At 61.9% G+C, this 26,523-nt stretch carries 20 protein-coding genes and 1 pseudogene; 10 read left to right on the top strand and 11 right to left on the bottom strand.

Features of this window, described 5'->3' with window-relative positions; translation table 11 throughout:
- The first annotated feature begins 20 nt into the window (after positions 1-20).
- The 6 genes from HU730_RS14990 to HU730_RS14965 are packed head-to-tail and all read left to right on the top strand — an operon-like array spanning position 21 to position 6,060.
- Positions 21-2,942: a monovalent cation/H+ antiporter subunit A gene (locus tag HU730_RS14990; RefSeq protein WP_014718932.1), complete on the top strand. Its 2,922-nt coding sequence runs from the start codon at positions 21-23 to the stop codon at positions 2,940-2,942.
- A complete protein-coding gene (locus HU730_RS14985; protein WP_003192163.1) occupies positions 2,942-3,286 on the top strand; it encodes a Na+/H+ antiporter subunit C in 345 nt (114 codons plus the stop codon). The genes HU730_RS14990 and HU730_RS14985 overlap by 1 nt, the downstream gene beginning before the upstream one ends.
- Entirely contained in the window at positions 3,283-4,965 is a 1,683-nt protein-coding gene (locus HU730_RS14980; protein WP_186527176.1) for a monovalent cation/H+ antiporter subunit D, read from the top strand. The genes HU730_RS14985 and HU730_RS14980 overlap by 4 nt, the downstream gene beginning before the upstream one ends.
- A complete protein-coding gene (locus tag HU730_RS14975) occupies positions 4,962-5,450 on the top strand; it encodes a Na+/H+ antiporter subunit E (RefSeq protein ID WP_014718934.1) in 489 nt (162 codons plus the stop codon). The genes HU730_RS14980 and HU730_RS14975 overlap by 4 nt, the downstream gene beginning before the upstream one ends.
- Positions 5,447-5,725: a K+/H+ antiporter subunit F gene (locus HU730_RS14970; RefSeq protein ID WP_003192168.1), complete on the top strand. Its 279-nt coding sequence runs from the start codon at positions 5,447-5,449 to the stop codon at positions 5,723-5,725. Before HU730_RS14975 ends, HU730_RS14970 begins: the two co-directional genes overlap by 4 nt.
- Positions 5,722-6,060, top strand: a complete 339-nt coding sequence (locus HU730_RS14965; RefSeq protein WP_034127905.1) for a Na+/H+ antiporter subunit G — start codon at positions 5,722-5,724, stop codon at positions 6,058-6,060. The genes HU730_RS14970 and HU730_RS14965 overlap by 4 nt, the downstream gene beginning before the upstream one ends.
- A 200-nt stretch (positions 6,061-6,260) precedes the next feature.
- On the opposite strand, the gene cysS is transcribed toward HU730_RS14965, so the two are convergent.
- Both cysS and HU730_RS14955 read right to left on the bottom strand, forming a co-directional pair.
- The gene (cysS, locus tag HU730_RS14960) at positions 6,261-7,643 is read right to left on the bottom strand and encodes a cysteine--tRNA ligase (RefSeq protein WP_032902823.1); all 1,383 of its coding nucleotides are present in this window, start codon (positions 7,641-7,643) and stop codon (positions 6,261-6,263) included.
- Between the two features lie 15 nt (positions 7,644-7,658).
- Positions 7,659-9,359, bottom strand: coding sequence for a glutamine--tRNA ligase/YqeY domain fusion protein (locus tag HU730_RS14955; RefSeq protein WP_003192174.1), 1,701 nt, complete (start codon positions 9,357-9,359; stop codon positions 7,659-7,661).
- Between the two features lie 237 nt (positions 9,360-9,596).
- Between HU730_RS14955 and HU730_RS14950 the strand changes: the two genes are divergently transcribed.
- Positions 9,597-10,100, top strand: coding sequence for a peptidylprolyl isomerase (locus HU730_RS14950; RefSeq protein ID WP_003174772.1), 504 nt, complete (start codon positions 9,597-9,599; stop codon positions 10,098-10,100).
- Positions 10,097-10,846 carry a UDP-2,3-diacylglucosamine diphosphatase gene (gene lpxH / locus HU730_RS14945; protein WP_014718941.1) on the top strand — a complete coding sequence of 250 codons (750 nt, stop codon included), beginning with the start codon at positions 10,097-10,099 and terminating at the stop codon, positions 10,844-10,846. Before HU730_RS14950 ends, lpxH begins: the two co-directional genes overlap by 4 nt.
- A 659-nt stretch (positions 10,847-11,505) precedes the next feature.
- Here lpxH and HU730_RS14940 read toward each other — a convergent pair.
- From HU730_RS14940 to HU730_RS14910, 7 genes are all read right to left on the bottom strand, one after another.
- A complete protein-coding gene (locus HU730_RS14940) occupies positions 11,506-13,035 on the bottom strand; it encodes a DHA2 family efflux MFS transporter permease subunit (RefSeq protein ID WP_020302329.1) in 1,530 nt (509 codons plus the stop codon).
- A complete protein-coding gene (locus HU730_RS14935) occupies positions 13,035-14,234 on the bottom strand; it encodes an HlyD family efflux transporter periplasmic adaptor subunit (RefSeq protein ID WP_186527177.1) in 1,200 nt (399 codons plus the stop codon). The genes HU730_RS14940 and HU730_RS14935 overlap by 1 nt, the downstream gene beginning before the upstream one ends.
- 15 nt (positions 14,235-14,249) lie before the next feature.
- Complete coding sequence (locus tag HU730_RS14930) at positions 14,250-15,701, bottom strand: efflux transporter outer membrane subunit (RefSeq protein WP_186527178.1); 1,452 nt, start codon at positions 15,699-15,701, stop codon at positions 14,250-14,252.
- On the bottom strand, positions 15,698-16,171 hold the full coding sequence (locus tag HU730_RS14925) for a MarR family transcriptional regulator (protein ID WP_014718945.1): 474 nt from the start codon (positions 16,169-16,171) through the stop codon (positions 15,698-15,700). The genes HU730_RS14930 and HU730_RS14925 overlap by 4 nt, the downstream gene beginning before the upstream one ends.
- A 276-nt stretch (positions 16,172-16,447) precedes the next feature.
- Positions 16,448-20,134, bottom strand: a complete 3,687-nt coding sequence (locus tag HU730_RS14920) for a translocation/assembly module TamB domain-containing protein (RefSeq protein ID WP_186527179.1) — start codon at positions 20,132-20,134, stop codon at positions 16,448-16,450.
- Positions 20,134-21,861, bottom strand: coding sequence for an autotransporter assembly complex family protein (locus HU730_RS14915; RefSeq protein ID WP_186527180.1), 1,728 nt, complete (start codon positions 21,859-21,861; stop codon positions 20,134-20,136). The genes HU730_RS14920 and HU730_RS14915 overlap by 1 nt, the downstream gene beginning before the upstream one ends.
- A gap of 64 nt (positions 21,862-21,925) precedes the next feature.
- On the bottom strand, positions 21,926-22,576 hold the full coding sequence (locus HU730_RS14910; protein ID WP_034127911.1) for a GNAT family N-acetyltransferase: 651 nt from the start codon (positions 22,574-22,576) through the stop codon (positions 21,926-21,928).
- A 168-nt stretch (positions 22,577-22,744) separates the two neighbouring features.
- Here HU730_RS14910 and xthA point away from each other — a divergent pair, with 168 nt between their 5' ends.
- Complete coding sequence (gene xthA / locus HU730_RS14905) at positions 22,745-23,557, top strand: exodeoxyribonuclease III (protein ID WP_127880720.1); 813 nt, start codon at positions 22,745-22,747, stop codon at positions 23,555-23,557.
- Here xthA and HU730_RS26730 read toward each other — a convergent pair.
- Positions 23,556-23,645: pseudogene (locus HU730_RS26730) on the bottom strand (outer membrane lipoprotein carrier protein LolA); the annotation flags it as partial. The gene xthA and the pseudogene HU730_RS26730 overlap by 2 nt on opposite strands.
- Positions 23,646-23,752: 107 nt before the next feature.
- Between HU730_RS26730 and HU730_RS14900 the strand changes: the two are divergent.
- The gene (locus tag HU730_RS14900; protein WP_186527181.1) at positions 23,753-25,084 is read left to right on the top strand and encodes a phosphate ABC transporter substrate-binding/OmpA family protein; all 1,332 of its coding nucleotides are present in this window, start codon (positions 23,753-23,755) and stop codon (positions 25,082-25,084) included.
- A 131-nt stretch (positions 25,085-25,215) separates the two neighbouring features.
- Here the strand turns inward: HU730_RS14900 and HU730_RS14895 are convergent, their stop codons facing one another.
- Entirely contained in the window at positions 25,216-26,445 is a 1,230-nt protein-coding gene (locus tag HU730_RS14895) for an acyl-CoA dehydrogenase (protein WP_034127914.1), read from the bottom strand.
- Positions 26,446-26,523 lie beyond the last annotated feature (78 nt).

Below are 26,523 nucleotides of genomic sequence, written 5' to 3'. Positions count from 1 at the left end.
CTCCCGCAGATTAGAAGCCTATGTCCCTGATAGTTCTACTGCTTCTGCCTTTTATCGGCAGCTGTCTGGCGGCCTTGCTGCCGCATAACGCACGTAACACCGAATCGCTGTTGGCCGGCCTTGTGGCACTGGTCGGTACTATTCAAGTCGCCCTGCTCTACCCTCAGATCGCCCACGGTGGCGTGATCCGCGAAGAATTCATGTGGTTGCCCAGCCTGGGGCTCAACTTCGTGTTGCGCATGGATGGGTTTGCCTGGCTGTTCTCGATGCTGGTGCTGGGCATCGGCACGCTGGTGTCGCTGTATGCGCGCTACTACATGTCGCCGGACGACCCGGTGCCGCGTTTCTTTGCATTTTTCCTGGCGTTCATGGGCGCCATGCTGGGTTTGGTGATCTCCGGCAACCTGATCCAGATCGTATTCTTCTGGGAACTGACCAGCCTGTTCTCGTTCCTGTTGATCGGCTATTGGCACCACCGTGCAGATGCGCGACGCGGGGCGTATATGGCGCTGATGGTCACTGGCGCAGGTGGGCTGTGCCTGTTGGCGGGAGTGATGCTGCTGGGGCATATCGTCGGCAGCTATGACCTGGACCAGGTGCTGGCGGCGGGCGATCAGATTCGCGCGCATTCGCTGTACCCGGTCATGCTCGCCCTGGTGCTGATCGGCGCCTTGAGCAAAAGCGCGCAGTTCCCCTTCCATTTCTGGCTGCCCCATGCCATGGCGGCGCCCACCCCGGTTTCGGCTTACCTGCACTCGGCGACGATGGTGAAGGCCGGCGTGTTCCTGCTGGCCCGCCTGTGGCCGTCGCTGTCCGGCAGCGAAGAATGGTTCTGGATCGTCGGCGGTGCCGGCGCCCTCACTCTCCTCCTCGGCGCTTACTGCGCCATGTTTCAAAACGATCTCAAGGGCCTGCTGGCCTATTCCACCATCAGCCACCTCGGGCTGATCACCCTGCTGCTGGGCCTCAACAGCCCACTGGCCGCAGTTGCCGCGGTATTCCACATTCTCAACCACGCCACCTTCAAGGCTTCGCTGTTCATGGCGGCGGGCATCATCGACCACGAAAGCGGCACGCGGGATATCCGCAAGCTCAGTGGGCTGGTGCGCCTGATCCCGTTTACCGCGACCCTGGCGATGGTCGCCAGCGCGTCCATGGCCGGGGTGCCGTTGCTCAATGGCTTCCTGTCCAAAGAGATGTTCTTTGCCGAAACCGTGTTTATCTCGTCGACCCAATGGGTGGAAATCGCCCTGCCGGTGATCGCGACCATTGCCGGTACATTCAGCGTGGCCTATGCCCTGCGTTTTACCGTGGACGTGTTCTTCGGCCCGCCCGCCACCGACTTGCCGCACACGCCCCACGAGCCGCCGCGCTGGATGCGCGCACCCGTCGAGCTGTTGGTGTTCACCTGTCTGCTGGTGGGGATTTTCCCGGCCCAGGTGGTCGGCTCGATCCTCGCCGCTGCCGCCCTGCCAGTGGTGGGCGGTACGCTACCGGAATATAGCCTGGCGATCTGGCACGGCTGGAACGCGCCGATGATCATGAGCTTGGTGGCAATGACCGGCGGCGTGGTGCTGTACCTGATGCTGCGCAAGCAACTCAAGCGTGGCCGCTTCGAATACCCACCGCTGATCGGCTACTTCAACGGCAAGCGCGGTTTCGAGCGCTGCCTGGTGGTGATGATGCGCGGCGTGCGCCGCATCGAGAAACGCATCAGCACCAAGCGCCTGCAAACCCAGTTGTTCCTGTTGGTGCTGCTGGCAGTGATCGGCGCGATGATCCCGATGATCAACAGTGGCCTCAGCTGGGGCGACCGCCCGAAAATCCCGGGTTCCATCGTCTTCGTCACCCTGTGGTTGCTGGCGATTGCCTGCGCCCTCGGCGCCGCCTGGCAAGCCAAGTACCACCGGCTGGCGGCCCTGACCATGGTCAGCGTGTGCGGCCTGATGACCTGCGTCACCTTCGTGTGGTTCTCGGCGCCGGACCTGGCCCTCACCCAATTGGTGGTGGAAGTGGTCACCACCGTGCTGATCCTGCTCGGCCTGCGCTGGCTGCCAAGGCGGATCGAAGAGGTCTCACCCCTGCCCAGCTCGCTGCGCAAGGCGCGTATCCGCCGCCTGCGTGACTTGCTGCTCTCCACTGTGGTGGGCGGCGGCATGGCGCTGTTGTCCTACGCGATGCTGACCCGCCAGACGCCCAACGATATCTCCTCGTTCTACTTAAGCCGTGCCCTGCCCGAAGGCGGCGGCAGCAATGTGGTGAACGTGATGCTGGTGGACTTCCGTGGCTTCGACACCCTGGGCGAAATCACCGTACTGGGCGCCGTGGCCTTGACCGTGTACGCCTTGCTGCGCCGCTTCCGCCCGTCCAAGGAAAGCATGGAGTTGCCACCCCAACAGCGCCAACTGGCACCGGACGTGGCCACCGACCTGGTAAACCCGCGCCAGGCCAGCGACACCGCCCTGGGCTTTATGATGGTGCCGGCGGTGCTGGTGCGCCTGCTGCTGCCGATTGCGCTGGTGGTGTCGTTTTATCTGTTCATGCGTGGCCACAACCAACCAGGGGGTGGTTTCGTCGCCGGGCTGGTGATGTCGGTGGCGTTTATCCTGCAATACATGGTCGCCGGCACCCAGTGGGTCGAGGCGCAGATGAGCCTGCGGCCCATGCGCTGGATGGGCTTCGGCCTGCTGTCGGCCACCTTGACCGGGCTGGGCGCGCTGTTCGCCGGGTACCCGTTCCTCACTACGCATACCTGGCATTTCAGCCTGCCGTTACTGGGCGATATTCATATCGCCAGTGCGCTGTTCTTTGACGTCGGCGTGTACGCCATGGTCGTGGGCTCGACCCTGTTGATGCTCACCGCCCTCGGCCACCAGTCGGTGCGCGCGCATAAACCGAGCAACCAGCCCAAAGTGGTTGCTGCAACCGAAGGAGCCGCCTGATGGAAGAAGTCATCGCAATAGCCATTGGGGTCCTGGCGGCCTCCGGCGTCTGGTTGATCCTGCGGCCACGGACGTTCCAGGTGGTCATGGGTCTGTGCCTGCTGTCCTACGGCGTCAACCTGTTCATCTTCAGCATGGGCAGCCTGTTTATCGGCAAGGAGCCGATCATCAAGGACGGCGTGCCCCAAGACCTGCTCAACTACACCGATCCACTGCCCCAGGCCCTGGTGCTCACAGCCATCGTGATCAGCTTCGCCATGACCGCGTTGTTCCTGGTGGTGCTGCTGGCATCCCGGGGCCTCACCGGCACTGACCATGTAGACGGCCGGGAGCCCAAGGAATGACGTGGATGAATCAACTGATCGTCGCGCCGATCCTGCTGCCGCTGCTCACCGCCGGGCTGATGCTGATGCTGGGCGAGAAACGCCGCCCACTCAAAGCCCAGATCAATCTGTGCTCCAGCATCGTCGGCCTGGGCGTTGCCGTCCTGCTGTTGTACTGGACGCAACAAGGCGGCCCCGGCTCCATTGGCGTGTATCTGCCGGGCAACTGGCAGGTGCCGTTCGGCATCGTCCTGGTGGTGGACCAACTGTCGGCGATGATGCTGGTGCTGACCGGGGTTATCGGCGTCAGCGCGCTGCTGTTCGCCATGGCCCGCTGGGACCGTGCGGGCACCAGCTTCCATGCCCTGTTCCAGATCCAACTGATGGGGCTGTATGGCGCCTTCCTCACCGCCGACCTGTTCAACCTGTTCGTGTTCTTCGAAGTGCTGCTGGCCGCCTCCTACGGCCTGATGCTGCACGGTTCCGGCCGTGCGCGGGTGTCGTCGGGGCTGCATTACATTGCGATCAACCTGCTGGCGTCGTCGCTGTTCCTGATTGGCGCGGCGATAATCTACGGCGTCACCGGCACGCTGAACTTTGCCGACCTGGCGTTGAAGATCCCGCTGGTGCCGGAGGCTGATCGCGGCCTGTTGCATGCTGGTGCAGCGATCCTGGCTACGGCGTTCCTGGCCAAGGCCGGCATGTGGCCACTGAACTTCTGGCTGGCACCCGCCTATTCCTCGGCCAGCGCGCCGGTGGCGGCAATGTTCGCGATCATGACCAAGGTCGGCGTGTACACCGTGCTGCGCCTGTGGACCCTGCTGTTCTCCGGCCAGGCCGGGGCTTCGGCACTGTTTGGCGGCGATTGGCTGGTGTATGGCGGCATGGCGACCATCATTTGCGCGGCACTGGCGATGGTGGCGGCGCAGCGCCTGGAGCGCATGGCCAGCCTGAGTATCCTGGTGTCGGCCGGGATCCTGCTGTCAGCGGTAGGGTTTGCCCAGCCGAGCCTGACCGCGGGGGCGCTGTTCTATCTGGTCAGTTCCACCCTGGCATTGAGTGCGCTGTTTTTGCTGGCGGAGTTGATCGAGCGTTCGCGTTCGGCCAACGACCTGCCGCTGGATGAGGAGATTGATGCGCTGCCCAAAGCCATGGAATCGCTGCATCCGCGCCCGGGCGTGAACCTGGACGATGAGCAAAAAGCAGTGATCGGCCAGGTCATCCCTTGGACCATGGCCTTCCTGGGCCTGAGCTTTATCGCCTGCGCGCTGCTGATTATCGGCATGCCGCCGCTGTCCGGGTTTATCGGCAAGCTCAGCCTGTTGAGCGCGCTGATCAACCCACTGGGCTTGGGCAACGCCGTGGACGAGTCCATCCGCCCGGCGGCCTGGGGCCTGGTGGCGCTGCTGATTCTCTCTGGCCTGGCCTCGCTCATCGCTTTCGCCCGCCTCGGCATCCAGCGCTTCTGGACCCCGGAAGAACGCCCATCACCGCTGCTGCGCCGCTACGAGTGTGTGCCGATCTTCCTGCTGCTGGGGTTGAGCATCGCGCTGACCTTCAAGGCCGAGGCGCTGATGCGCTACACCCAGGCCACTGCCGAAAGCCTGAACAACCCGGAACACTACGTGATGGCAGTGCTCGCGACCCGGCCAGTGCCTAGCCCTGAAGCCAAGGCCGCCGCCCTGGAGGTGCAGCCATGAAGCGTCTGTTCCCGGCTCCCTGGCTGTCGTTGGCGTTGTGGGTATTGTGGCTGGTGCTGAACTTGTCGATCAGCCCCGGCAACCTGCTGCTGGGCGCACTGTTGGGCTTTCTTGCGCCGCTGATGATGGCGCCGCTGCGCCCGCTGCCGATCCGCATCCGCCGCCCTGGGGTGATCATCCGCCTGTTTTTCCGGGTCGGCCTCGATGTGATCATCTCCAACCTGCACGTGGCATGGGGCGTACTCACCTGCGGCTCCCGCCCACCGCGCTCGCGCTTTATCAAGATCCCCCTGGACCTGCGCGACGCCAACGGTCTGGCTGTGCTGGCGATGATCACCAGCGTGACCCCCGGCACCGTCTGGTCGGAGCTGGCCCTGGACCGCAGCATCCTGCTGCTGCACGTTTTCGACCTGGATGACGAAGCCTCGTTTATCCAGCAATTCAAGCACGCCTACGAACGGCCCCTGATGGAGATCTTCGAATGAGCGCCCTGCTCGCCAATGCGATCCTGTTCAGCCTGTTCCTGTTCTCCCTGGCCATGGTGCTGACCCTGGTGCGGCTGTTCAAAGGCCCCTCGGCCCAGGACCGGGTACTGGCGCTGGACTACTTGTACATCCTGGCGATGCTGATGATGCTGACCCTGGGTATTCGCTATGCCAGCGACACTTACTTTGAAGCGGCGCTATTGATCGCGCTGTTCGGCTTCGTCGGCTCGTTCGCCCTGGCCAAATTCCTGCTGCGTGGCGAGGTGATTGAATGATGCCGTTATGGGTTGAAATTATCGTGGCGGCGTTGCTGTTGCTCAGCGGCCTGTTTGCCTTGATTGGCGCGATTGGCTTGCTGCGAATGAAAGAATTTTTCCAACGCATGCACCCGCCAGCACTAGCCTCGACGTTGGGGGCGTGGAGCGTGGCGTTGGCGTCGATCATCTACTTTTCGGTGCTCAAGTCCGGGCCGGTGTTGCATGGCTGGTTGATTCCGATTTTGCTCGCGATCACCGTGCCAGTCACCACACTGCTGCTGGCGCGAACCGCGCTGTTCCGCAAACGCATGGCCGGTGATGACGTCCCCGCCGAAGTCAGCAGCCGCCGCTGATGTTTTTGTAGGAGCGCAGATCGTTCCCACGCTCTGCGTGGTAACGCCGCCCAGGACGCTCCGCGTCCGCCCCACTCGGGCGAGCGGGCGACGCGGAGCGTCTCGGTATGCATTCCCACGCAGAGCGTGGGAACGAGAGTGCAAAAAAATGCCCCGAACCAGTCGGGGCGTTTTTTTATTCAGCGTGCAGCTATCAACGGTCAGTCAGCCAACCGCCACGTCGTCCCACCCTTGCCGTCTTCCAACACCACACCCATCGCGGTCAGTTGGTCGCGGATACGGTCGGATTCCGCCCAGTCTTTATTGGTGCGAGCCGCCAGACGCGCCTGGATCAGTGCATCTACCTCAGCGGCATCCACACGCCCTTCAGCGCCGGCTTGCAGGAAGTCATCGGCCTCCATCTGCAACACGCCCAGCACGCTGGCCAGTTCTTTCAGACGCGCCGCCAGGCCCGCCGCTGCGTCGATATCGGTCTCGCGCAAGCGGTTGATCTCGCGCACCATCTCGAACAGCACGGCGCAGGCTTCCGGGGTACCGAAGTCGTCGTTCATCACTTCGGTGAAGCGTGCCACGAAGGCCTCGCCGCCTGCCGGCGCCACCGCAGGCAAACCTTTCAACGCGTGGTAGAAACGCTCCAGGGCGCCCTTGGCGTCCTTGAGGTTGTCTTCCGAGTAGTTGATGGCGCTGCGGTAGTGGCTCGACACCAACAGGTAACGCACCACTTCCGGGTGGTACTTTTCCAGCACGTCGCGGATGGTGAAGAAGTTGTTCAAGGACTTGGACATCTTCTCGCCATTGATGCGGATCATGCCGCAGTGCATCCAGGCGTTGGCGTAAGTCTTGCCGGTGGCGGCTTCGCTCTGGGCGATTTCGTTTTCGTGGTGCGGGAACTCAAGGTCGCTGCCGCCGCCATGAATGTCGAAGGTCTCGCCCAGGCAGCAGGTGGACATCACCGAGCATTCGATGTGCCAGCCCGGACGCCCGGCGCCCCAGGGCGACTCCCAGCTCGGCTCGCCCGGCTTTGTACCTTTCCACAGTACGAAGTCGAGCGGGTCTTGCTTGGCTTCGTCGACTTCGATACGCGCGCCGATGCGCAGGTCTTCGATCTTTTTACGCGACAGCTTGCCGTAGCCCATGAACTTGGCGACGCGGTAGTACACGTCGCCGTTGCCTGGGGCGTAGGCGTAGCCCTTGTCGATCAAGGTCTGGATCATCGCGTGCATGCCCGGGATGTGGTCCGTGGCACGCGGTTCCATGTCCGGCTTGAGGATGTTGAGGCGCGCCTCGTCCTCGTGCATGGCGGCGATCATGCGCTCGGTCAGCGCGTCGAACGACTCGCCGTTTTCGTTGGCACGGTTGATGATCTTGTCGTCGATGTCGGTGATGTTGCGCACGTACGTCAAATCATAGCCGCTGAAACGCAACCAGCGGGTGACCAGGTCGAAGGCAACCATGCTGCGGCCGTGGCCGATGTGGCAGTAGTCGTACACGGTCATGCCGCACACGTACATGCGCACCTTGTTGCCGTCCAGCGGCTTGAAGACTTCTTTGGTCTTGCTGAGCGTGTTGTAGATCGTTAGCACGATGTTTCCCTTAAATCACTGGCCCCACGAATCTCGCAAGGTCACGGTACGGTTGAATACCGGAGCGCCTGGTTTCGAGTCCTTGATATCCGCGCAGAAGTAGCCTTCGCGCTCGAACTGGAAACGGTCTTCCGGCTGTGCGTCGCCAAGCGATGGCTCGGCACGACAACCTGTGAGCACTTGCAGGGAATCAGGGTTGATGTTGTCGAGGAAACTCGCGCTGTCTTCAGCCTTCTCAGGGTTTGGCGAGCGGAACAGACGATCGTACAGGCGTACTTCGCACTCGATGCTGGCAGCGGCCGGTACCCAGTGGACCACGCCCTTGACCTTGCGGCCTTCAGGGTTCTTGCCCAGGGTGTCCGGATCGTACGAGCAGCGCAGCTCGACGATGTTGCCGTCGGCGTCCTTGATCGCTTCGTCCGCACGGATCACGTAACTGCCGCGCAGGCGCACTTCGCCGTTCGGCTCCAGGCGCTTGTAGCCTTTTGGCGGCTCTTCCATGAAGTCGTCACGGTCGATGTAGATCTCGCGGGCGAATGGCAACTTGCGCACGCCCAGCTCTTCTTTCTGCGGATGACGCGGCAGTTCGAGGTTCTCGACCTGGCCTTCCGGGTAGTTGGTAATCACGACTTTCAACGGGCGCAGCACGCACATGGCGCGCGGGGCGTTGGCGTCGAGGTCCTGACGGATGCTGAATTCCAGCATGCCGAAATCGACCACGCCGTCGGAGCGGTTGGTGCCGACCATATCGCAGAAGTTGCGGATCGACGCCGGGGTGTAGCCACGGCGACGGAAGCCCGACAGCGTGGACATGCGCGGGTCGTCCCAGCCATGCACGTGTTTTTCATCGACCAGTTGCTTGAGCTTGCGCTTGCTGGTGATGGTGTAGTTCAGGTTCAGGCGGCTGAACTCGTACTGACGTGGGTGCGCCGGGACCGGCAGGCTGTCCAGGAACCACTCGTACAGCGGGCGATGGCTCTCGAACTCCAGGGTGCAGATGGAATGGGTGATGCCTTCGATGGCGTCCGACTGACCGTGGGTGAAGTCGTAGTTGGGGTAGATGCACCACTTGTCACCGGTCTGGTGGTGATGGGCATGGCGGATGCGGTACATGATCGGGTCGCGCAGGTTCATGTTCGGCGAGGCCATGTCGATCTTGGCGCGCAGCACGCGGGCGCCGTCCGGGAACTCGCCGGCGCGCATACGGTTGAACCAGTCCAGGTTCTCTTCCACCGAACGGTCGCGGAACGGGCTGTTCTTGCCCGGCTCGGTCAGCGTGCCACGGTACTCCTTGGCCTGCTCCGGGGTCAGGTCGTCCACATAAGCCTTGCCGGCCTTGATCAACTCGACGGCCCAGTCGAACAACTGGTCGAAATACTTGGAGGCATAGCGCACTTCACCGGACCATTCGAAGCCCAGCCACTTGATGTCGCTTTCGATGGCGTCGATGTATTCCTGGTCTTCCTTGGCCGGGTTGGTGTCGTCGAAACGCAGGTGCGTGACGCCACCGAACTCCTGGGCCAGGCCGAAGTTCACACAGATCGACTTGGCGTGGCCGATGTGCAGGTAGCCGTTGGGCTCAGGTGGGAAACGGGTGACGATCTGCGTGTGCTTGCCCGAATCCAGGTCCGCCTGGATGATCGGGCGCAGGAAATTGACCGGGACGGCAGGTCCGGCCTTGGTATTCGAGGTAGGGTCGACAGTGGGCTTGCTCATAGGATCCTTGAACAGACAGGTGCGTGGCCAGGTGGGGCCAGATAAAACAAAGGGCTCATAATAGCCGAAGCAGTCAAGACACATACAGAGCGCGGCCAATTAATTGCCCGGGCGGTAAAAAACCACCTCGAAATTCCCGCAGGGCACGCTAAACTGCGCGCCTTGGCCGTCGTTTAGCCAGACAGGTAAGGTGCCCAGGCGCCCACACCCACGAATTCCCTGAAAAGAGTAGCGAACATGACTCAAGTCAAACTGACCACCAACCACGGTGACATCGTTATCGAGCTGAACGCCGAGAAAGCGCCGATCACCGTCGCCAACTTCATCGAATACGTCAAAGCCGGCCACTACGAAAACACTGTTTTCCACCGTGTCATCGGTAACTTCATGATCCAGGGCGGCGGTTTCGAGCCGGGCATGAAAGAAAAGAAAGACAAGCGCCCAAGCATCCAGAACGAAGCGGACAACGGCCTTTCCAACGACAAGTACACCGTCGCCATGGCCCGTACCATGGAGCCGCATTCGGCCTCCGCGCAGTTCTTCATCAACGTCGCCGACAACGCCTTCCTGAACCACAGCGGCAAGAACGTGCAGGGTTGGGGCTACGCGGTGTTCGGTAAAGTCACCGAAGGCACTGACGTTGTCGACAAGATCAAAGGCGTATCGACCACCTCCAAGGCCGGTCACCAGGACGTTCCAGCCGAAGACGTGATCGTTGAGAAAGCCGAGATCGTTGGGTGATATTGCTGATTTCAGATTTGCATCTGGAAGAGGAGCGCCCGGACATCACCCGGGCGTTTCTGGATCTGCTCCACGGCCGCGCCCGTGGCGCCCAGGCGTTGTACATTCTGGGGGACTTCTTCGAAGCCTGGATTGGCGACGATGGCATGACCCCCTTCCAGCGTTCCATCTGCGCGGCTCTGCGTGAGCTGAGCGACAGCGGCACCCCGATTTTCATCATGCACGGCAACCGTGATTTCCTGATCGGCAAGGCGTTCTGCAAAGCGGCAGGCGCTACCTTGCTCAAGGACCCGACGGTCGTGCAGTTGTATGGCGAACCCGTGCTGTTGATGCACGGCGACAGCCTCTGCACCCGCGACCTCGGCTATATGAAGCTGCGGCGCATCCTGCGTAACCCGGTTGTACTGTTTATCCTGCGCCACCTGCCCTTGGGCACGCGTCACAAACTGGCGCGCAAGTTGCGCAGTGAGAGCAGCGCTCAAGTGCGCATGAAGGCCAACGACATTGTCGATGTCACCCCTGAAGAAGTGCCACGGGTGATGCAGCAGTTCGGCGTGCGCACCCTGGTCCACGGCCATACCCACCGCCCCGCCATCCATAAGTTGCAGATCGGCGACCAGGCGGCCAAGCGCATTGTGCTGGGGGACTGGGACAAGCAAGGGTGGGCGCTGCAGGTGGATGAGCAAGGGTTTCAGCTGGCGGCGTTTGACTTCGTCAACCCGCAGTTGGCGTTGCCTGGCGCCTGAACCTCTGACACAACACCGTTCAACCTGTGGGAGCTGGCTTGCCTGCGATAGCCATAGGTGTCTACACAACTTCGGTACGGCGCTGACCCTGTGGCGAGGGAGCTTGCTCCCGTGACGGACTGACAACCGACGCTGATCTAGCTGACGCACGCGATCCAAATGTGGGAGCTGGCTTGCCTGCGATAGCGGCCTGACAGCCAACACTGCTGGATTGTGTACATATCCATTCCTGCGGTAACGGCTACTTAGGGTTCCGCCCTGACGGCGGGTCACTTTCGAAAAAGCGCGAAAGTAACCAAAGCGCTCTTGCCCCACCACTTGGCACCTCGCTTAGGCTCGGTGTGCCCGAACACAGGCTTGAATCCGTGGGTCGCCGTCATGGGTCATCCTTGGCCCAGGACGGCTAACCCGGCGTCCTGCCGGGTTACCCACGAATTCAAGCCTGCGTTCGGCCAGCGTGGTTTAACGGGGCGCCTGAGATCAAGATCAAAAGCAGATCAAGATCAAGAGCGACTCGCTTCGCATCGTGGTTACCGTCCACCGTTACAGCGTTATGTAGATACCTATGCTGCGATAGCATCACCTCGGTGCATCTGATACACCGAGGTGTCTGCATCGCAGGCAAGCCAGCTCCCACAGGGACCGCGCTGACCTTACAATCAGTGCCCCGAAGCCGCAGGCCCGGCCTTCGCCGTGAACGGTGGCTTGGCCAGCCACACCAGCAACATCAAGCCCATGAACATCCACCCCAGCAACGTGAAGTAATCCACGGTGGACATCATGTACGCCTGGCTGGTGAGAATCTGGTCCAGTTGGGTATAGGCCTTCTGCCCTGCCCCGCCCAGCGCCTGCAACGCATCGCGGGTGGTCGAGTCGTAGACGGTCATGTTCTCGCTCATGTAGGCATGGTGCTGGTCGGCCCGGCGGATCCAGATCCAGGTTGTCAGCGAAGCCGCAAAGCTGCCGCCCAAGGTGCGCAGGAAGGTCGCAAGCCCCGCGCCGTCGGCAATCTGGTGCGGCGGCAGGTCGGACATCAGGATGCTCAAGGTCGGCATGAAGAACAGCGCCACGCCGATGCCCATGAACAGCTGCACCATGGCGATATGGGTGAAGTCCACTTCGTTGGTGAAACCGGCGCGCATGAAGCAGCTCAAGCCAATCGCCAGGAACGCCAGGCCCGCCAGCAGGCGCAGGTCGAACTTGTGCGCGTACTTGCCCACGAACGGCGACATCAGCACCGGCAAAATGCCGATGGGCGCCACTGCCAGCCCGGCCCAGGTGGCGGTGTAGCCCATCTGGGTTTGCAGCCACTGCGGCAGGATCAGGTTGATGCCGAAAAAGCCCGCATAACCGAGGATCAGCACAATGGTACCGATCCTGAAGTTACGGTGTGCGAACAGCCGCAGATTGACCACCGGGTGCTTGTCGGTCATCTCCCAGATCACGAACACCGCCAGGGCAATCACCGAAATGGCCGCACCGATGATGATGAAGTTGGACTCGAACCAGTCCAGGTCATTGCCCTTGTCGAGGATGATCTGCAAGGCTCCCACACCGACGATCAGGCTCAGCAGCCCAACGTAGTCCATCGGCTGGTAACTGGTGACCACCGGGCGTTTCTTCAACTGCGAGCGAACCACCATCACCGCGAAGATACCGATGGGCACGTTGATGAAAAAGATCCACGGCCAACTGTAGCTGTCGGTGATCCAGCCACCGAGGATGGGCCCGGCAATCGGCGCCACCACCGTGACCATCGCCAATAACGCCAGGGCCATGCCGCGCTTGGCCGGCGGGTAGACTGCAATCAACAAGGTCTGGGTCATCGGGTACAACGGCCCGGCGACCAAGCCTTGCAGCACCCGAAAGCCGATCAGCTCAGGCATCGAGGTAGAGATACCGCACAGGAACGACGCCAGCACGAACAGCAGGGTCGCCCACAAGAACAGCTTCACCTCGCCAAAGCGCCGGCTCAACCAACCGGTGAGCGGCAAGGCGATGGCGTTGCTCACCGCAAACGAAGTGATCACCCAGGTGCCCTGCTCCGAACTCACCCCCAGGTTGCCGGAGATAGTCGGCAACGCCACGTTGGCGATGGTGGTGTCGAGCACCTGCATGAAGGTCGCCAGCGACAGGCCAATAGTGGCCATCAACAGGCTGGGTGGCGTGAACGAGGCGTTATTGCTCATCAGCGTTGCGCAGCCTTGGGAGCGGCGACGCTGTTGTCATGGATCAACTGGTTGATCATGGCATCGGCCTCGGCCAATTGGCGGTCATACACGTTGGTGGTGAACGAGGCTTTTTGCGGCGCCTGTTGCGCCAGCACCGGGCCGCTCTGGTCGTGCAGGTCTACGTTGACCACGGTGCTCAAGCCCACTCGCAGCGGGTGTTTGGCCAGCTCTTCGGCGTTGATATGGATGCGCACCGGTACCCGCTGCACGATCTTGATCCAGTTGCCGGTGGCGTTCTGCGCGGGCAGCAAGGCGAACGCGCTGCCCGTGCCGGCGCCAAGGCTGTCGACGGTGCCGCTGTACTTGACGTCGCTGCCGTAGATGTCCGACTCGATATCCACCGGCTGGCCGATGCGCATATCCCGCAGTTGGGTTTCCTTGAAGTTGGCGTCGATCCACAGCTGGTCCAGCGGGATCACCGCCATCAGCGCCGTGCCCGGCTGGACGCGCTGGCCCAGTTGCACGGTGCGCTTGGCCACATAGCCGGTGACCGGCGCGATCAAGGTGCTGCGGGCATTGGTCAGGTACGCTTGGCGCAGTTGCGCGGCGGCCGCTTGCACATCGGGATGGGACGAAATCACCGTGTCATCCACCAGGGCATTGGTGGTTTTCAGTTGTTGCTCAAGGTTGGTCAAGGCGTTCTTGGCGGCGGTCAGGCTGTCGCGAGCGTGAGACAATTCTTCCTGGGAAATCGCGCCGCCCTGGGCCAGGGTCTTGCGGCGGTTGTAGTTGTCCTGGGCCGTCTGTACATCGGCCTTCTGCGCATTGACCTGGGCTTTCATGCCATCGACGTTGCTGTACAGGCCGCGTACTTGGCGCACGGTGCGGGCCAGGTTGGCCTGGGCACTCTGCAGGCCGACGGCGGCGTCGTTGGGGTCGAAGTTGATCAGCACCTGGCCTTCATGGACCAGGTCGCCATCGTCGGCGCCAATGCTGACCACGGTGCCGGTGACCAGCGGGGTGATTTCCACCACGTTGCCGTTCACATAGGCGTCGTCGGTGCTTTCATTGAAGCGCCCGTAGAACTCATACCAGGCCCACACGCCCACCATACTCAGGATGACGATGAGCGCCAGGCCGATCAGCATCACTTTGCGTTTGCGGGGGTTGGTGTCTTTGGGTTGTTCGGTTGCGTTGTTGCTGTCGGCAGTGGCCATGACAAATACCTCAAATTATTCCGTGCGTGTAGCTGGGGTGGTCGCGGCCACGCTGTTGGCGTGGTACCCGCCACCCAGGGCCTGCATCAATTGAATCGACAGGTCGATCTGCGCCGCATTCAGGGTGGCCAGCTGACGCTGGGCCTGCAGCAATTGCTGCTCGATGCTGAGCACATCCAGGTAGTTACCGATGCCTGAGCTGTAGCGTTGCACCCCGGTGTCGTAGGACTGCTGCGCGATGTCGGCGGCATGTTGCTGGGCCTGGATCTGCCGCCCGGTGTCGCGCAGTTGGGACAGGCTGTTGCCGATATCGCCCAAGGCTTGCACCAGGGTTTTGTTGTACTGGGCCACGGCCAGGTCGTAGTCGGCGTCGCGGGCATCGAGATCAGCACGCAGACGGCCGCCGTCAAAGATCGGCAGCGAAATCGTCGGCGCAATGTTGAAGAAGCGGCTGGCCGAACCGAACATCGCATCGCCCAGCAACGACTCGGCACCTGCGCTCGCGCTCAGGTTGAGGTTGGGGTAGAAGCGGGTCTTGCTGGCAGCGATGTTCTTGCTCGCGGCCTCTACGCGCCAACGTGCGGCGACCAGGTCCGGGCGACGGCCAAGCAACTCGGCAGGCAACACCGCCGGCACGGCCACGGCGCTGGGTTTGAGCACCGCTGGGCGCGCCAACTCGTCACCGCGGTCCGGGCCTTTGCCGAGCAACACAGCCAACGCGATCTTGGCGCTTTGCAGTTGTTTTTCCGCGTCAATCAGTTGCGACTGAGAGCTGGCTTCCAGGCTCTCGGTCTGCTGGAACTGGTACTCGCTGTCGATACCGGAACTCAGGCGGCGCTTGCTCAGGTCGAGCATCTGGCGGGTACGCTTGAGGTCATCGACGGCCAGGTCACGCACGATATGCGCCTGGCCCAGGTCGCTGTAGGCCTTGGCCACGTTCGCGGCCAGTGTCAGGCGCGCGGCCTGCTGGTCGACTTCGGCAGCACGGGCCTCGCCCAACGCCGCTTCCCAGGCGGCGCGCTGGCCGCCCCACAGGTCGAAGTTGTAATTGAAGCTGGCGCCGATGTTGCGCACCGTCGAATAGGCATCGCCCTGCCCGCGTGGGTCCTGGTCCTTGGCCAGGCGCGAACGGCTCACGCCGGCGCTGGCATCCACCGTCGGCATACGGGCGGCGTTGGCGGCATAGGCGGCGGCTTCGGCCTGATGGGCGCGGGCATCGGCCACTTGCATGTCGGGGCTGTTTTGCAGGGCCTCCTGGATCAGGCCGTCAAGCTGTGGGTCGCCCAAGCTTTTCCACCAGTCAGCGGCCGGCCAGGCGGCGCTCGACAGCGTCACGCCGCTCAGGGATTTGCCGGTGTGCAGGGTATTGGCGTCGAGGCGCTGGCCCTGGGTGTCGAGGCCGCTGTAGTTGGCACAACCGGCCAACGTCATCGCCGCCAGCACCAGGCTGAATGCGCGTGTGTTCATGATCTACCTACCCGCTGGATCGTGATGGGGTCACCCGCAGCGATCAGCATTTTCTTCAGGATCCGCTCCAGGGTTTCCAGCTCGCCCGGCTCAAGCACGCCGGCCAACTGGTTAAGGGCCTTGGCGCCAATGTGCGGCAGCATGTCCGCCAGGCGCTGGCCCTCGGCGGTCAGCACCAACTGCACCTGGCGGCGATCCAGCTCGGAGCGCTTGCGGCTGAGCAAGTCTTTTTGCTCCAGACGGTCGAGCATGCGCGTCATCGAACCGCTATCCAGGGATAGGTTGCGGCACAGCTCCGCCGGGGTATCGACGCCGAACTGGGCCATGATGATCAACACCTTGAACTGCGCGGCGGTGATGCCGTGGGGTTCCATATGGGTGTCGATGATGCGGTCCTTGAGGATCGCGGCGCGGCCCAGCAACAGCCCGAGGTGGCAGTTGTGGAAGTTGTCAGGGGTGAAGTGAGGCATCGAAAGTCACCTTATTACTGCCTAGGCAGTGAATGTGTGACGAGATGTTACTGCTTAGGCAGCGAATGTCAAATGGAATAATTAGGTTGCTTGGTAGTTGAGTAACTTAGAGCCTTGGACAGCAATCAAATCAGCGAGAGTCCAGTTAAGGCTTTTTGTAGGAGCGAGCTTGCTCGCGAAAAAACTCACGGGCACCGCGTGCATTCAGGATGCACGCGTTATCGTTGACGTTTTTCGCGAGCAAGCTCGCTCCTACATTTTTTGATCGGGCAAGGTTTAGAAATCGCGCTTGTAGAAGATATCCAGGGAACTCGCTACGCCCGTGGCCACTTCCAAGTACACCTTCTTGCTCAGCAGGTAGCGCAAGGCAATGGTGTTAGCCGGCTCGAACACCCCTACCCCATAACGCAAGCTGAGCTTCTCGTTGATCTTGCCGCTGGCCACCACGGCGGTGCTGTTACCCGTACCCTGGGTGTCCAGATCAAAATCCTGAATCCCCAGCTTATTGGCAATATCCGAAGTCACGCCAGCGCTGCCCATCAAGCCCAGGCCCAGGGCGGCTTCGGCGAGCATGTTGTTGTCTTCGCCAGTGTTGGTGCGCGAACGGCCCAGCACCAGGTATGACAACGCATCTTCCTGGGCCATGGCCGGCTCGGAAAAGATCTGCGTGGTGGGTTGTTCGGCGCTGCCGCTCAGGCGAATCCCAGCGGTCACGGTGCGCGACGACTCGACCACCACGCGCACAGCTTCGATATCCAGGAACGGCTGGTCCAGCGGCCCGGCAAACAACAGCCGTGCACGGCGCACGTTGAGGCGCTGGCCGTAGGCGCGGTAGCGGCCGTCGTTGAGCCACAGCTCACCACGGGTGTCCATGTTGTCGCCGATATGCACATGGCCCTGAACCTTGGCGGTGAGGCCGAAGCCGGCGAAGTTGAGCTGGTCCTCACCCACTTCCACGTCGATATCCATGGCCATGGCCATCGGCGCTTTGCCCTCTTCGGTCTGGCTGCCGATGATCACGGTGTCGTCGGACACCTTGACCGTCGAAGGTGGCAGTTCGCGCACGGTGATGTCGCCACGGGGGATGTGGACTTTACCGGCAATCGCCAGTTTGTCGTCCTTGAGGCTGATCTTCAGGTCGGGGGCCACTTCCAGCTTGGCGTAGGGCTCCACGGTGACCGGCAGTTGCGAGCCTTTGAGGCTGAGGTCGACCACCAGGGCACGGCCCCAGTCGATCTGCCCCGTGAGGCTGCCGTGCCCGGCCTTGCCGCTGCGCCAGCCACCGTTGAGCTGCACGCTTTCACCGGCGATCTGCGCCTGCAGGTTCAGGCCCTCGAGGCTGATGGGCAACTCCGGCCCGGAGACTTCACCGTCCACCAGGTTCAGGTTGCCGTTGACCTGCGGCGTGAGCAACCCGCCGGAGATGCGGCCACTGCCGTTGAGCTTGCCGGTGAGTTTTTCAACCATTGGCACAAAGGGCCGCGCCACGGCGAGGTCCAGGCCAGTAAGGCTGAAGTTGCCGGTGATTGGCTTGTTGTTTGGCAGCGGGTTGATCTGCGCCTGCAACAGCAACTCGCCGAGCTTGCCGCCATGAAAGTTGAGCTGAGTGTCGATGCGCTTGGGATTGAGGGTGGTTTCCAGCTTCAGGGTGTCGTAGGGGAAATCCAGCCACTGGCCCTTGTCGCGCACGCGCAGGGTGCCACCACTGGCGTCCACCGCAACCACACCTTTTGGGCCGCTCTGGGGCAAGTCGAGTTGCACATCGGCGTTGAGCCTGCCCTGCCAGGCGAAGTCTTTGGGCAAGAACCCCGCGAGGCTGTCGAGGGGGAATTGCTTGAGGTGGTAACGCAACTTCGGCTCGGGCATCAGGCGCTGGTCTTCACCACACAGGCTGGCGCCGCCGGAGATCCAGCAGTGCGCGCCAAAGGTCAGCTTGCCATCGGCCAGGCGTTCGATCTTCGCCGGGGCTTGCAGCCGCCAGTCTTGGCCACCGGCTTGCACGTCGCCACTGGCCAGGCGCCCGCGCCAGTTGTCTTTGTCGAGGTTGCCGTCCAATGCCAGGGCCAGTTTGACCAGCGGGCCTGTCAGCGCCAGCTGGACTTTCTGGTTCTTGATATCGCCCTGGGCGCTGGCGGTGAGGTTGCCGACTTGCGTCTCGCCGCTTTGAATGCCGTTGGCCTTGAGGTCGAGCTTGGCGCGCTGGGCGCTATCGAGGTTGGCGTCCAGGTTGAGGCTTTGCAGACGGTTGTCGGCAAAGGCCAGTTGCTGACCCTTGAGGTCGAGCTTGCCTTGAGGAGCTTTCAAGGTGCCGGCCACCTCGACACGCCCGTTGACTTGCCCACGCAGTTGCGGCCAGAGCTGGGCCAGGCGCGCCAGCTTGATGTCGATCTGCCCGGCCAGACGCTGTTGCAGGCTGCCGCTGCCGTTGATGCGGTTGTCGCCCAGGCGGATGTCCAGGTTGGCGAGGGTCCATTGCTCGCCGGCGCCTTCGGCCTTGGCCGCGAGCACGGCGGTTTGCCCGCGCAGGCGACCCTTGAGGTCGAGGTCGGCGTTGAGCTTGAGCTGTTCATTTTTGAACTCACCTTTGCTGCGCAGCGGCCCGGCCAGAGTGCCGGGCAACTCTGCGACCCAGTAGGCCGGGTTCAGCGCCGACAGATCCAGGGCGGTGTCCCAGGCAATGCCGTCGGCAAATTGCAGGTTCAGGTGGCCTTCGGCCTTGCCTTGGCCGGCACTCAGTTTCAGCTCAGGCAGGAAGACCTGCTTGAGGTCGCCACTGAAGGGGGTGACCACATTGAACTTGCCCGCCGGGCCGTCGAGGTCAGCCTTGAGATTGCCCAGGTAGTTGCCGTCTTTATAGGAGATTTCACCGTTGAAGGTGCGCAAGGCCACTTGCGGTTCGTCGATGACCGGATAGAGGCGATGCCAGGGGAAGTCCAGCCAGTCGATCTTGGCGTCCGCGCTGAAGCCTTGTTGCCAGTCCAGGTTGGCACTGAGCTTGAGGCTTTGCTTGTCGCCGGCCGTCAGGTCCAGGCCGGCAATCTGTGCACCCTTGGCGTCAACCTTGCCCTTGAGCAGTAAATCCACCGGGCCGTTTTCGGCCGGTAGCACGGCCTTGCCTAGCAACTGGTAGCCATTGCTCAGGTCGCCTTTAGCGTTCAAGTCCAGTTGGTTGAGTTGCAGGGTATCGGGCAGGTCTGCGCTGGGTTTGAACGACTCGGAGGTGATGTGCACCTGCGCCGGCAGGTTTTCCACCAGGGGTTGCAGCTCACCAGTGAGCTTGGCCGGCAGATAGCCGCTGCTGTCGGCGTCGAGCTTGAGGGTCTTGAGCAAGTCGCCGTCGAGCTTGAGAGCAACGCTCCAGGGCGCGCCGCCCGGCGCATAGGGCAAGCTCAGGTTACCGGTGGCATTCAACGGCCAATCGCCGCTGGGTTGCAGCAGACCGGCGAGGTCCAGTACCAGATCGTCGCGCTGCAGATGCACCGAGTCGATCTGCAGGCCGGCGGTAGTCCAGTGCGCCACCAGTTGCAGGCCCTTGAGTTCTTCATTGCCGTTGAACAGCAGCCTGCCAATGCGAACATCGCCCAACTGGAGAGAAACCGGCAGCTTCAGGTCGGGCAGTTGAATCGGCCCGCTGTCGCTCTCTTCGGCACTGGGGGCGAATTCCAGGCTGACCTGTTCCACATCCAGTCGGTTGATGCACAGGGTCATGCGCAGCAGGCAGCCGGGTGACCAGTCAAACGTCGGTGCATTCAGCTCGACGCGGCTGCCATCCTGCTGCCACAGCAAATGATCGGCACTCCACTGCCCGCCCAGGCGCCCCTGGAAATTTTCCACGCTCAAACCTGGCACCTGGCCCAAGGCCCAGCGACTGCCCGCCTGGGTGCCAAGCACTGACCACAGCGCCAACAACAGCAAGACGAGGATGGCAACCAACGCCAGCCCCGCTATTTTCAAACCACGCATCACAGCTCAGGCCCCATGGAAAAGTGCAAGCGAACGCCGCCCGGATCTTCGAGGGCATGGGCCAGGTCGAGGCGAATCGGCCCCACCGGCGACACCCAGCGCACGCCGACACCCACGCCGGTTTTCAGGCTGGGCAAGTCCAGGTTGTTGAAGGAGTTGCCCTGATCGACAAAGGTCGCGATACGCCATTTATCGGTGATGGAATATTGATACTCAGCGCTCAAGGCCACCATGTAGCGGCCACCGATGCGGTCGCCGCGATCGTTCTCGGGCGATAGCGTCTGGTACTCGTAGCCGCGCACGCTCTGGTCACCACCGGCGAAGAAGCGCAAGGAAGGAGGCACGGATTTGTAGCCATTGGTGGCACTGCCGCCAAATTGCGCACGGCCCAGGAAGCGGTGGTTGTCCCACAAGGTGGTCAAGCCCTTGACCGTCGCTGTGCCGTAAAGCAGGTTGGTGTCGGACCCAAGGCCCTCTTTGGCGACCTTGGTGTCGAACATCAGGCGGTAGCCATGGTGCGGGTCGATGCGGTTGTCACTGCGCAAGTAGGAATAACTCACGCCAGGCATCAGCAGGTTACTCAGGCCCGAGTCATTGCCCAGGCGATATTCTTCGCGCTGGTACTTGAGGGAGATCACCCGCGTCCAGCCACTGGGCAACTTGCTGTGCCATTCGGGGCCGATGGTGAGCAGCTTGCTCAGGGTGTCAGTGTTAGCGATCTCTTCATTCTGGTAGCCGCCAGCAAAGCGCAATTTGTCAGTGAGCGGCGGGTCGAGCGGGATGTCGTACCACAACCCGACGTTCTGCCGTGGCGCCGACAGTTCAGCTTCCCAGCCATAACTGTGGCCCTGTGGGTTGACCCAATGGCGCGTCCAGTTGGCTTTGCCCCGTGGGCCGACGTCAGTGGAATAACCCAGGCCCAGGCCCATGGTGCGCGGCTTGCGGGTGTCCAGTTGCACCGCCACCGGGATCACGTCATCGGTGGCGGCGGTGGGGCTGGCGTCGACGCGCACGCCTTCGAAGAAGCCACTGGCTTGCAGGTTCTGGTTGAGTTCGGCGACCAGTTCGGAGTCATAGGGTGTGCCGGGCTTGAACGGCACCATGCGCTGCAACAGCTCTTCATCAAAGGGCGTGTCGCCGGTGAAGCTGACCTTGCCCATGCTGTAGCGTGGGCCGCTGTCGTAAATGAGTTCGATGTCGGCCACGCCCGCTTGAGGGTCTACGGCAAGTTTCTGGCTGGTGAAACGCCCGCTGAAAAACCCGTAGCGCGAGGCCTGGTTCTGGATCAGGCGCTTGGCGTCTTCGTAATAGCCGTGATTGAGCACGGCGCCGGGCTTGAGGTCGTCGCTGGCGGGCACGCGAAAGGTCTTGAGACTCGCGGCCTGGCCGTCGACCCTTATGGTGACGTCGCGCAAGTGCACCGGTTCGCCGGGGTCGATGGTGAGCGTCAGGCGCGGGTTCTTGCCGCCCTTCACATCGCTGTTGATCTGTGGCTGATAGTAGCCCAGGGCCTGCGCGGCTTTGCGCGCCTGCTCCTCGGCGCCACGGCTGAACCGCAGCAAGGCTTCTTCATCACGATCGCCCACACCGCCGATGTAGCCTTCGATGTTGGCTTTCAGCGCGTCGTTCGAGGGTTTGATCCGCACGTCCAGTTCGCTTTGCGCCAATGCGCCGCAGCTCGTGAACAGCAGAATCAAGCCGCTGGTAAATCTTCCTGGAAACTTCATAGGCGCGGATGCTACACGAGCGAGAGAGGAACTATGAACCCGGATTCTTCTGAATAATTCTGTCTCAAGCCGTTGCAGGATGTAACGCCTGGGGATTGGGATGGAAAAACACATGCTCGCGCACCGGCCCTACGGCGACTTCGCCGATTTCCTCATAGCCCTGTCGCTTGTAGAAATCCAGATAACGGGAGTTACCGGTGTCGAGCACCACGCCGGATGAATGCGGGTCGTCGGCACACCAATTGTGTACCGCTTCCAGCAACTGCTCACCATGGTGCTTGCCCTGGAACTGCGGGTGAATACCCAGCAACGGCAGCACATGCACAGACGTGTTGGGCAGGCACGCCATGACGGCATGATGGTATTCCAGGTAACGCCGCGTACCGCGCACGCCGGTGCTCAGCCACATGCGGATTTGCCAGGCCCAGCTTTCGGTGATGCCCAGGCGCCGCTGGGGCGGTGCAATCAGGGCAATGCCGATCAGCCGGTCGTTGACGAACAGGCCGATGGCCGGGAGTTTCTGGAAAAAATGCTGCTTGACCAGTTCGCGCACAGTGGCACGTACTCGCTGTTCATAGCCCGCCCGCTCGGCTTCGAAGATGTAGGCAAAGGTCGGCTCATGGCGATACGCCTGGTACAGCAGGGATCGCGCTTCACGGGAGTAGCCGCTATTGAGCAGGCGGATTTCGGCAGTGGCCGTCGAAGTGTCTGGCATAACAGTCAATCTCCCTGGGCGCCACTCAAACATGGCGTTCTTATGGGTACGAACCTGCACAGCTCCAGTCGTTCCCAGACATTAGCAGCGCATTCATCCTGCCGCCACGCTGGCCCCCATCCGACTTGTCGGCTAGCATCGCCCTTTTGCCAGACTGGACTGCCGACCATGAAAATCGTCTCCTTCAATATCAACGGGCTGCGTGCTCGCCCTCATCAGTTGGCGGCGCTGATTGAAAAGCATCAACCGGACGTGATCGGTTTGCAGGAAACCAAGGTCCACGATGATCAGTTCCCGTTGGCCGAAGTGCAGGCCCTGGGTTATCACGTGTACTACCACGGGCAGAAAGGCCACTACGGCGTGGCCCTGCTCTCGCGCCAGCCGGCCTTGAGCATGCACAAAGGTTTTGCCAGCGATGAAGAAGACGCCCAACGCCGGTTTATCTGGGGCACCTTCGCCGATGAAAACGGCCAGCCGGTGACCATCATGAACGGCTACTTCCCTCAGGGCGAAAGCCGCGACCACCCGACCAAGTTCCCGGCCAAGCAGCGCTTCTATGAAGACCTGCAGCAATTGCTGGAAAGCCAGTTCAGCAATGACCAGGCGCTGGTGGTGATGGGCGACGTGAACATTTCCCCAGAGGACTGCGACATCGGCATCGGCGCCGACAACGCCAAGCGCTGGCTGAAAACCGGCAAGTGCAGCTTCCTGCCGGAAGAACGCGAGTGGATGGCACGCTTGAAGAACTGGGGCCTGGTGGACAGCTTCCGCCACCTCAACCCGGACGTGACCGACCGCTTCAGCTGGTTCGATTACCGCAGCCGTGGCTTTGAGGACGAGCCCAAGCGCGGGCTGCGCATCGACGTGATCTTGGCGTCCACCGGGTTGGTGCCTCGGGTCAAGGACGCGGGGGTGGATTATGATTTGCGTGGGCTGGAGAAACCGTCGGACCATGCGCCGATCTGGTTGGAACTGAGCTGATTGTAGGAGCGAGCTTGCTCGCGAAGAACTTGAGGGCGCCGCGTTTATTCAGGAAGCCCGCGTTATCGTTGACGTTTTTTGCGAGCAAGCTCGCTCCTACAGGAGATCAGGGGTGCCAGCCCCGTGTCGGTCATATGGCTGCAATCCAACTGACTTAATCTTGCGGCACTCCCTTTGGCCTAAGAAGGTGCCGGCATGATGCTGCGCGTTCTGTTCCTGTGTTTTGCAATCGCATTCCCCGCCGTGGCGGCCCCTCTGTCCATTCCCGACCAAGGCCCGGCCCTGCGCATCCAGGGCTCCAACACCATCGGCGCGGCACTCGGCCCGGCGCTGGTCAAAGGCTTGATGGAGTATCAGGGCTTGCAGGATGTGCGTGCTGAACCGGGTGCCGGGGTGAATGAGCAGCGCGTGGTTGGCAAGACACGCCAAGGCCAGACGGTCACCATCGAGGTGGCGGCCCACGGTTCCAGCACCGGCTTTGCGGCGCTGAAAAACAACCGCGCCGACCTCGCCGCAGCGTCCCGCCCGATCAAAGACAGCGAGTTGGTGGACCTCGATATCCTGGGGGACTTGAAAACCCCAGGCGCCGAGCATGTGATCGCCATTGATGGCCTGGCAATCATCGTCAACCCGCGCAACCCGCTTAATAGCCTCAACACCGAGCAATTGGCGCAAATCTTCAACGGCGAGGTCAGCACCTGGGAGGCACTGGGAGGTACAGGCGGGACCATTCATTTATATGCCCGGGATGATCAATCCGGCACCTTCGACACCTTCCGGGAACTGGTGCTGAGCCGCCGCGGCCAACCGCTCGCGCCGTTGGCCAAGCGCTTTGAATCCAGCGAACAGCTTTCCGATGCGGTGAGCCAGGACCCCCAGGGCATCGGTTTTATCGGCCTGCCCTCTGTGCGCCAGGCCAAGGCGGTGGCGATTGTCGACGGCGACTCGCAACCGATGTTGCCGCTGACCAGCCTGATCGCCACCGAGGATTACCCGCTGTCACGTCGGCTGTTCTTCTACTTGCCGCCCTCTTCCCGCAACCCATGGGCCAAGGCGTTGGTGGAGTTTTCCCAAGGCAGCAAGGGCCAGGCGATTGTGGCTGCCAATGGCTTCATCGCCCAGCAGGTGCAAGCGATCGGTGTGGCGCCGCGCCCGTCGATGCCCGACGATTACCAGGCCATCGCCCGAGACGCTCAGCGCCTGACGGTGAATTTTCGCTTCGACGAGGGCAGCGCCAGCCTCGACAATAAGGCGCGCCAGGATGTGCAGCGGGTGGTCGCCTATATCAGAAGCCACGGCAAGCTGAATAAACAGGTGACGCTGGTGGGGTTTGGCGACACCAAGAATGATCCGCAACGTGCGGCGCTGCTATCGAAGTTGCGGGCGATGGCAGTGCGCCGAGAGCTGGTCAAGAGCGGCGTGGTGCTCAAGGATATTCGCGGGTTTGGCGCGCAGATGCCGGTGGCGGCCAATACTGCGGATGAAGGCCGGATCAAGAATCGGCGAGTGGAGGTTTGGGTGTACTGAAGATCGTTGAAGATCGTTCCCACGCTCCGCGTGGGAATGCCGCTCTGGACGCTCCGCGTCCGCTCTTGAGAGGGTGACGCAGAGCGTCACGGGAGGCGTTCCCACGCAGAGCGTGGGAACGATCATCAGTGTTACTGCCCGCCGCGCATCAATTCCCGAGGCACATATTTGCCAATCTCGAACTTGCCAATCGCCGCACGGTGCACTTCGTCCGGGCCGTCGGCCAGGCGCAGGGTGCGTTGCATGGCGTACATATAGGCCAGCGGGAAGTCGTTGGACACCCCGGCACCGCCGTGCATCTGGATCGCGCGGTCGATGACTTTCAAGGCCACATTCGGTGCCACCACCTTGATCTGGGCGATTTCGCTTTTCGCCACTTTATTACCCACGGTGTCCATCATGTACGCCGCTTTCAAGGTCAGCAGGCGGGCCATGTCAATTTCCATGCGTGAGTCGGCGATCTTGTCGATATTGCCGCCCAACCGCGCCAAAGGCTTGCCAAAGGCAGTGCGGCTGACCGAGCGTTTGCACATCAACTCCAATGCGCGTTCGGCCATGCCGACCGAACGCATGCAGTGGTGGATACGGCCAGGGCCAAGGCGCCCCTGGGCGATCTCGAAGCCACGGCCTTCGCCCAGCAACACGTTTTCATAAGGCACACGCACATTGTCGAACAGCACTTCGGCATGGCCGTGGGGCGCATCGTCGTAGCCGAATACCGGCAGCGGCCGCAGGATTTTCACGCCTGGGGTATCGACCGGCACCAGGATCATCGAGTGCTGCTGGTGACGCGGCGCATCGGGGTTGCTCAGGCCCATGAAGATCAGGATCTTGCAGCGCGGGTCGCAGGCGCCGGAGGTCCACCACTTCTTGCCGTTGATCACCCACTCGTCGCCCTGGCGTTCGGCGCGGGCGGCCATGTTGGTGGCGTCCGAGGACGCCACATCCGGTTCGGTCATGGCAAAAGCCGAGCGAATCTCGCCGCGCAGCAAGGGTTCGAGCCAGCGCTGTTTCTGTTCTTCGTTGGCGTAGCGCACCAGCACTTCCATATTGCCGGTGTCGGGAGCGGAGCAGTTGAATGGCTCCGGGCCGAGCAACGAGCGGCCCATGATTTCCGCCAAGGGTGCGTATTCAAGGTTGGTCAGGCCAGCGCCCAGTTCGGATTCCGGCAGAAACAGGTTCCACAAGCCCTCGGCCTTCGCCTTGGCCTTGAGTTCTTCCATGATCGCCGTGGGCTGCCAGCGATCACCTTCGCTGACTTGGCGTTCGAACACCGGTTCGGCCGGGTAGACATAAGCGTCCATGAACGCAGTGACGCGTTCACGCAGTTCCTGAACCTTGGGCGAATAGGCGAAATCCATGAGCAGCTCCCTTCTTTGAGAGGTTGTTTAGGTCATGCATTCGATGCTAGAACAGCGCTGATAATTTACCTAGCCTAT

The sequence above is a fragment of the Pseudomonas sp. SWRI22 genome, assembly GCF_014268395.2.
In the GTDB taxonomy this organism is placed as follows: domain Bacteria; phylum Pseudomonadota; class Gammaproteobacteria; order Pseudomonadales; family Pseudomonadaceae; genus Aquipseudomonas; species Aquipseudomonas paracarnis.
This window is presented reverse-complemented; position numbering and strand designations above follow the sequence as displayed.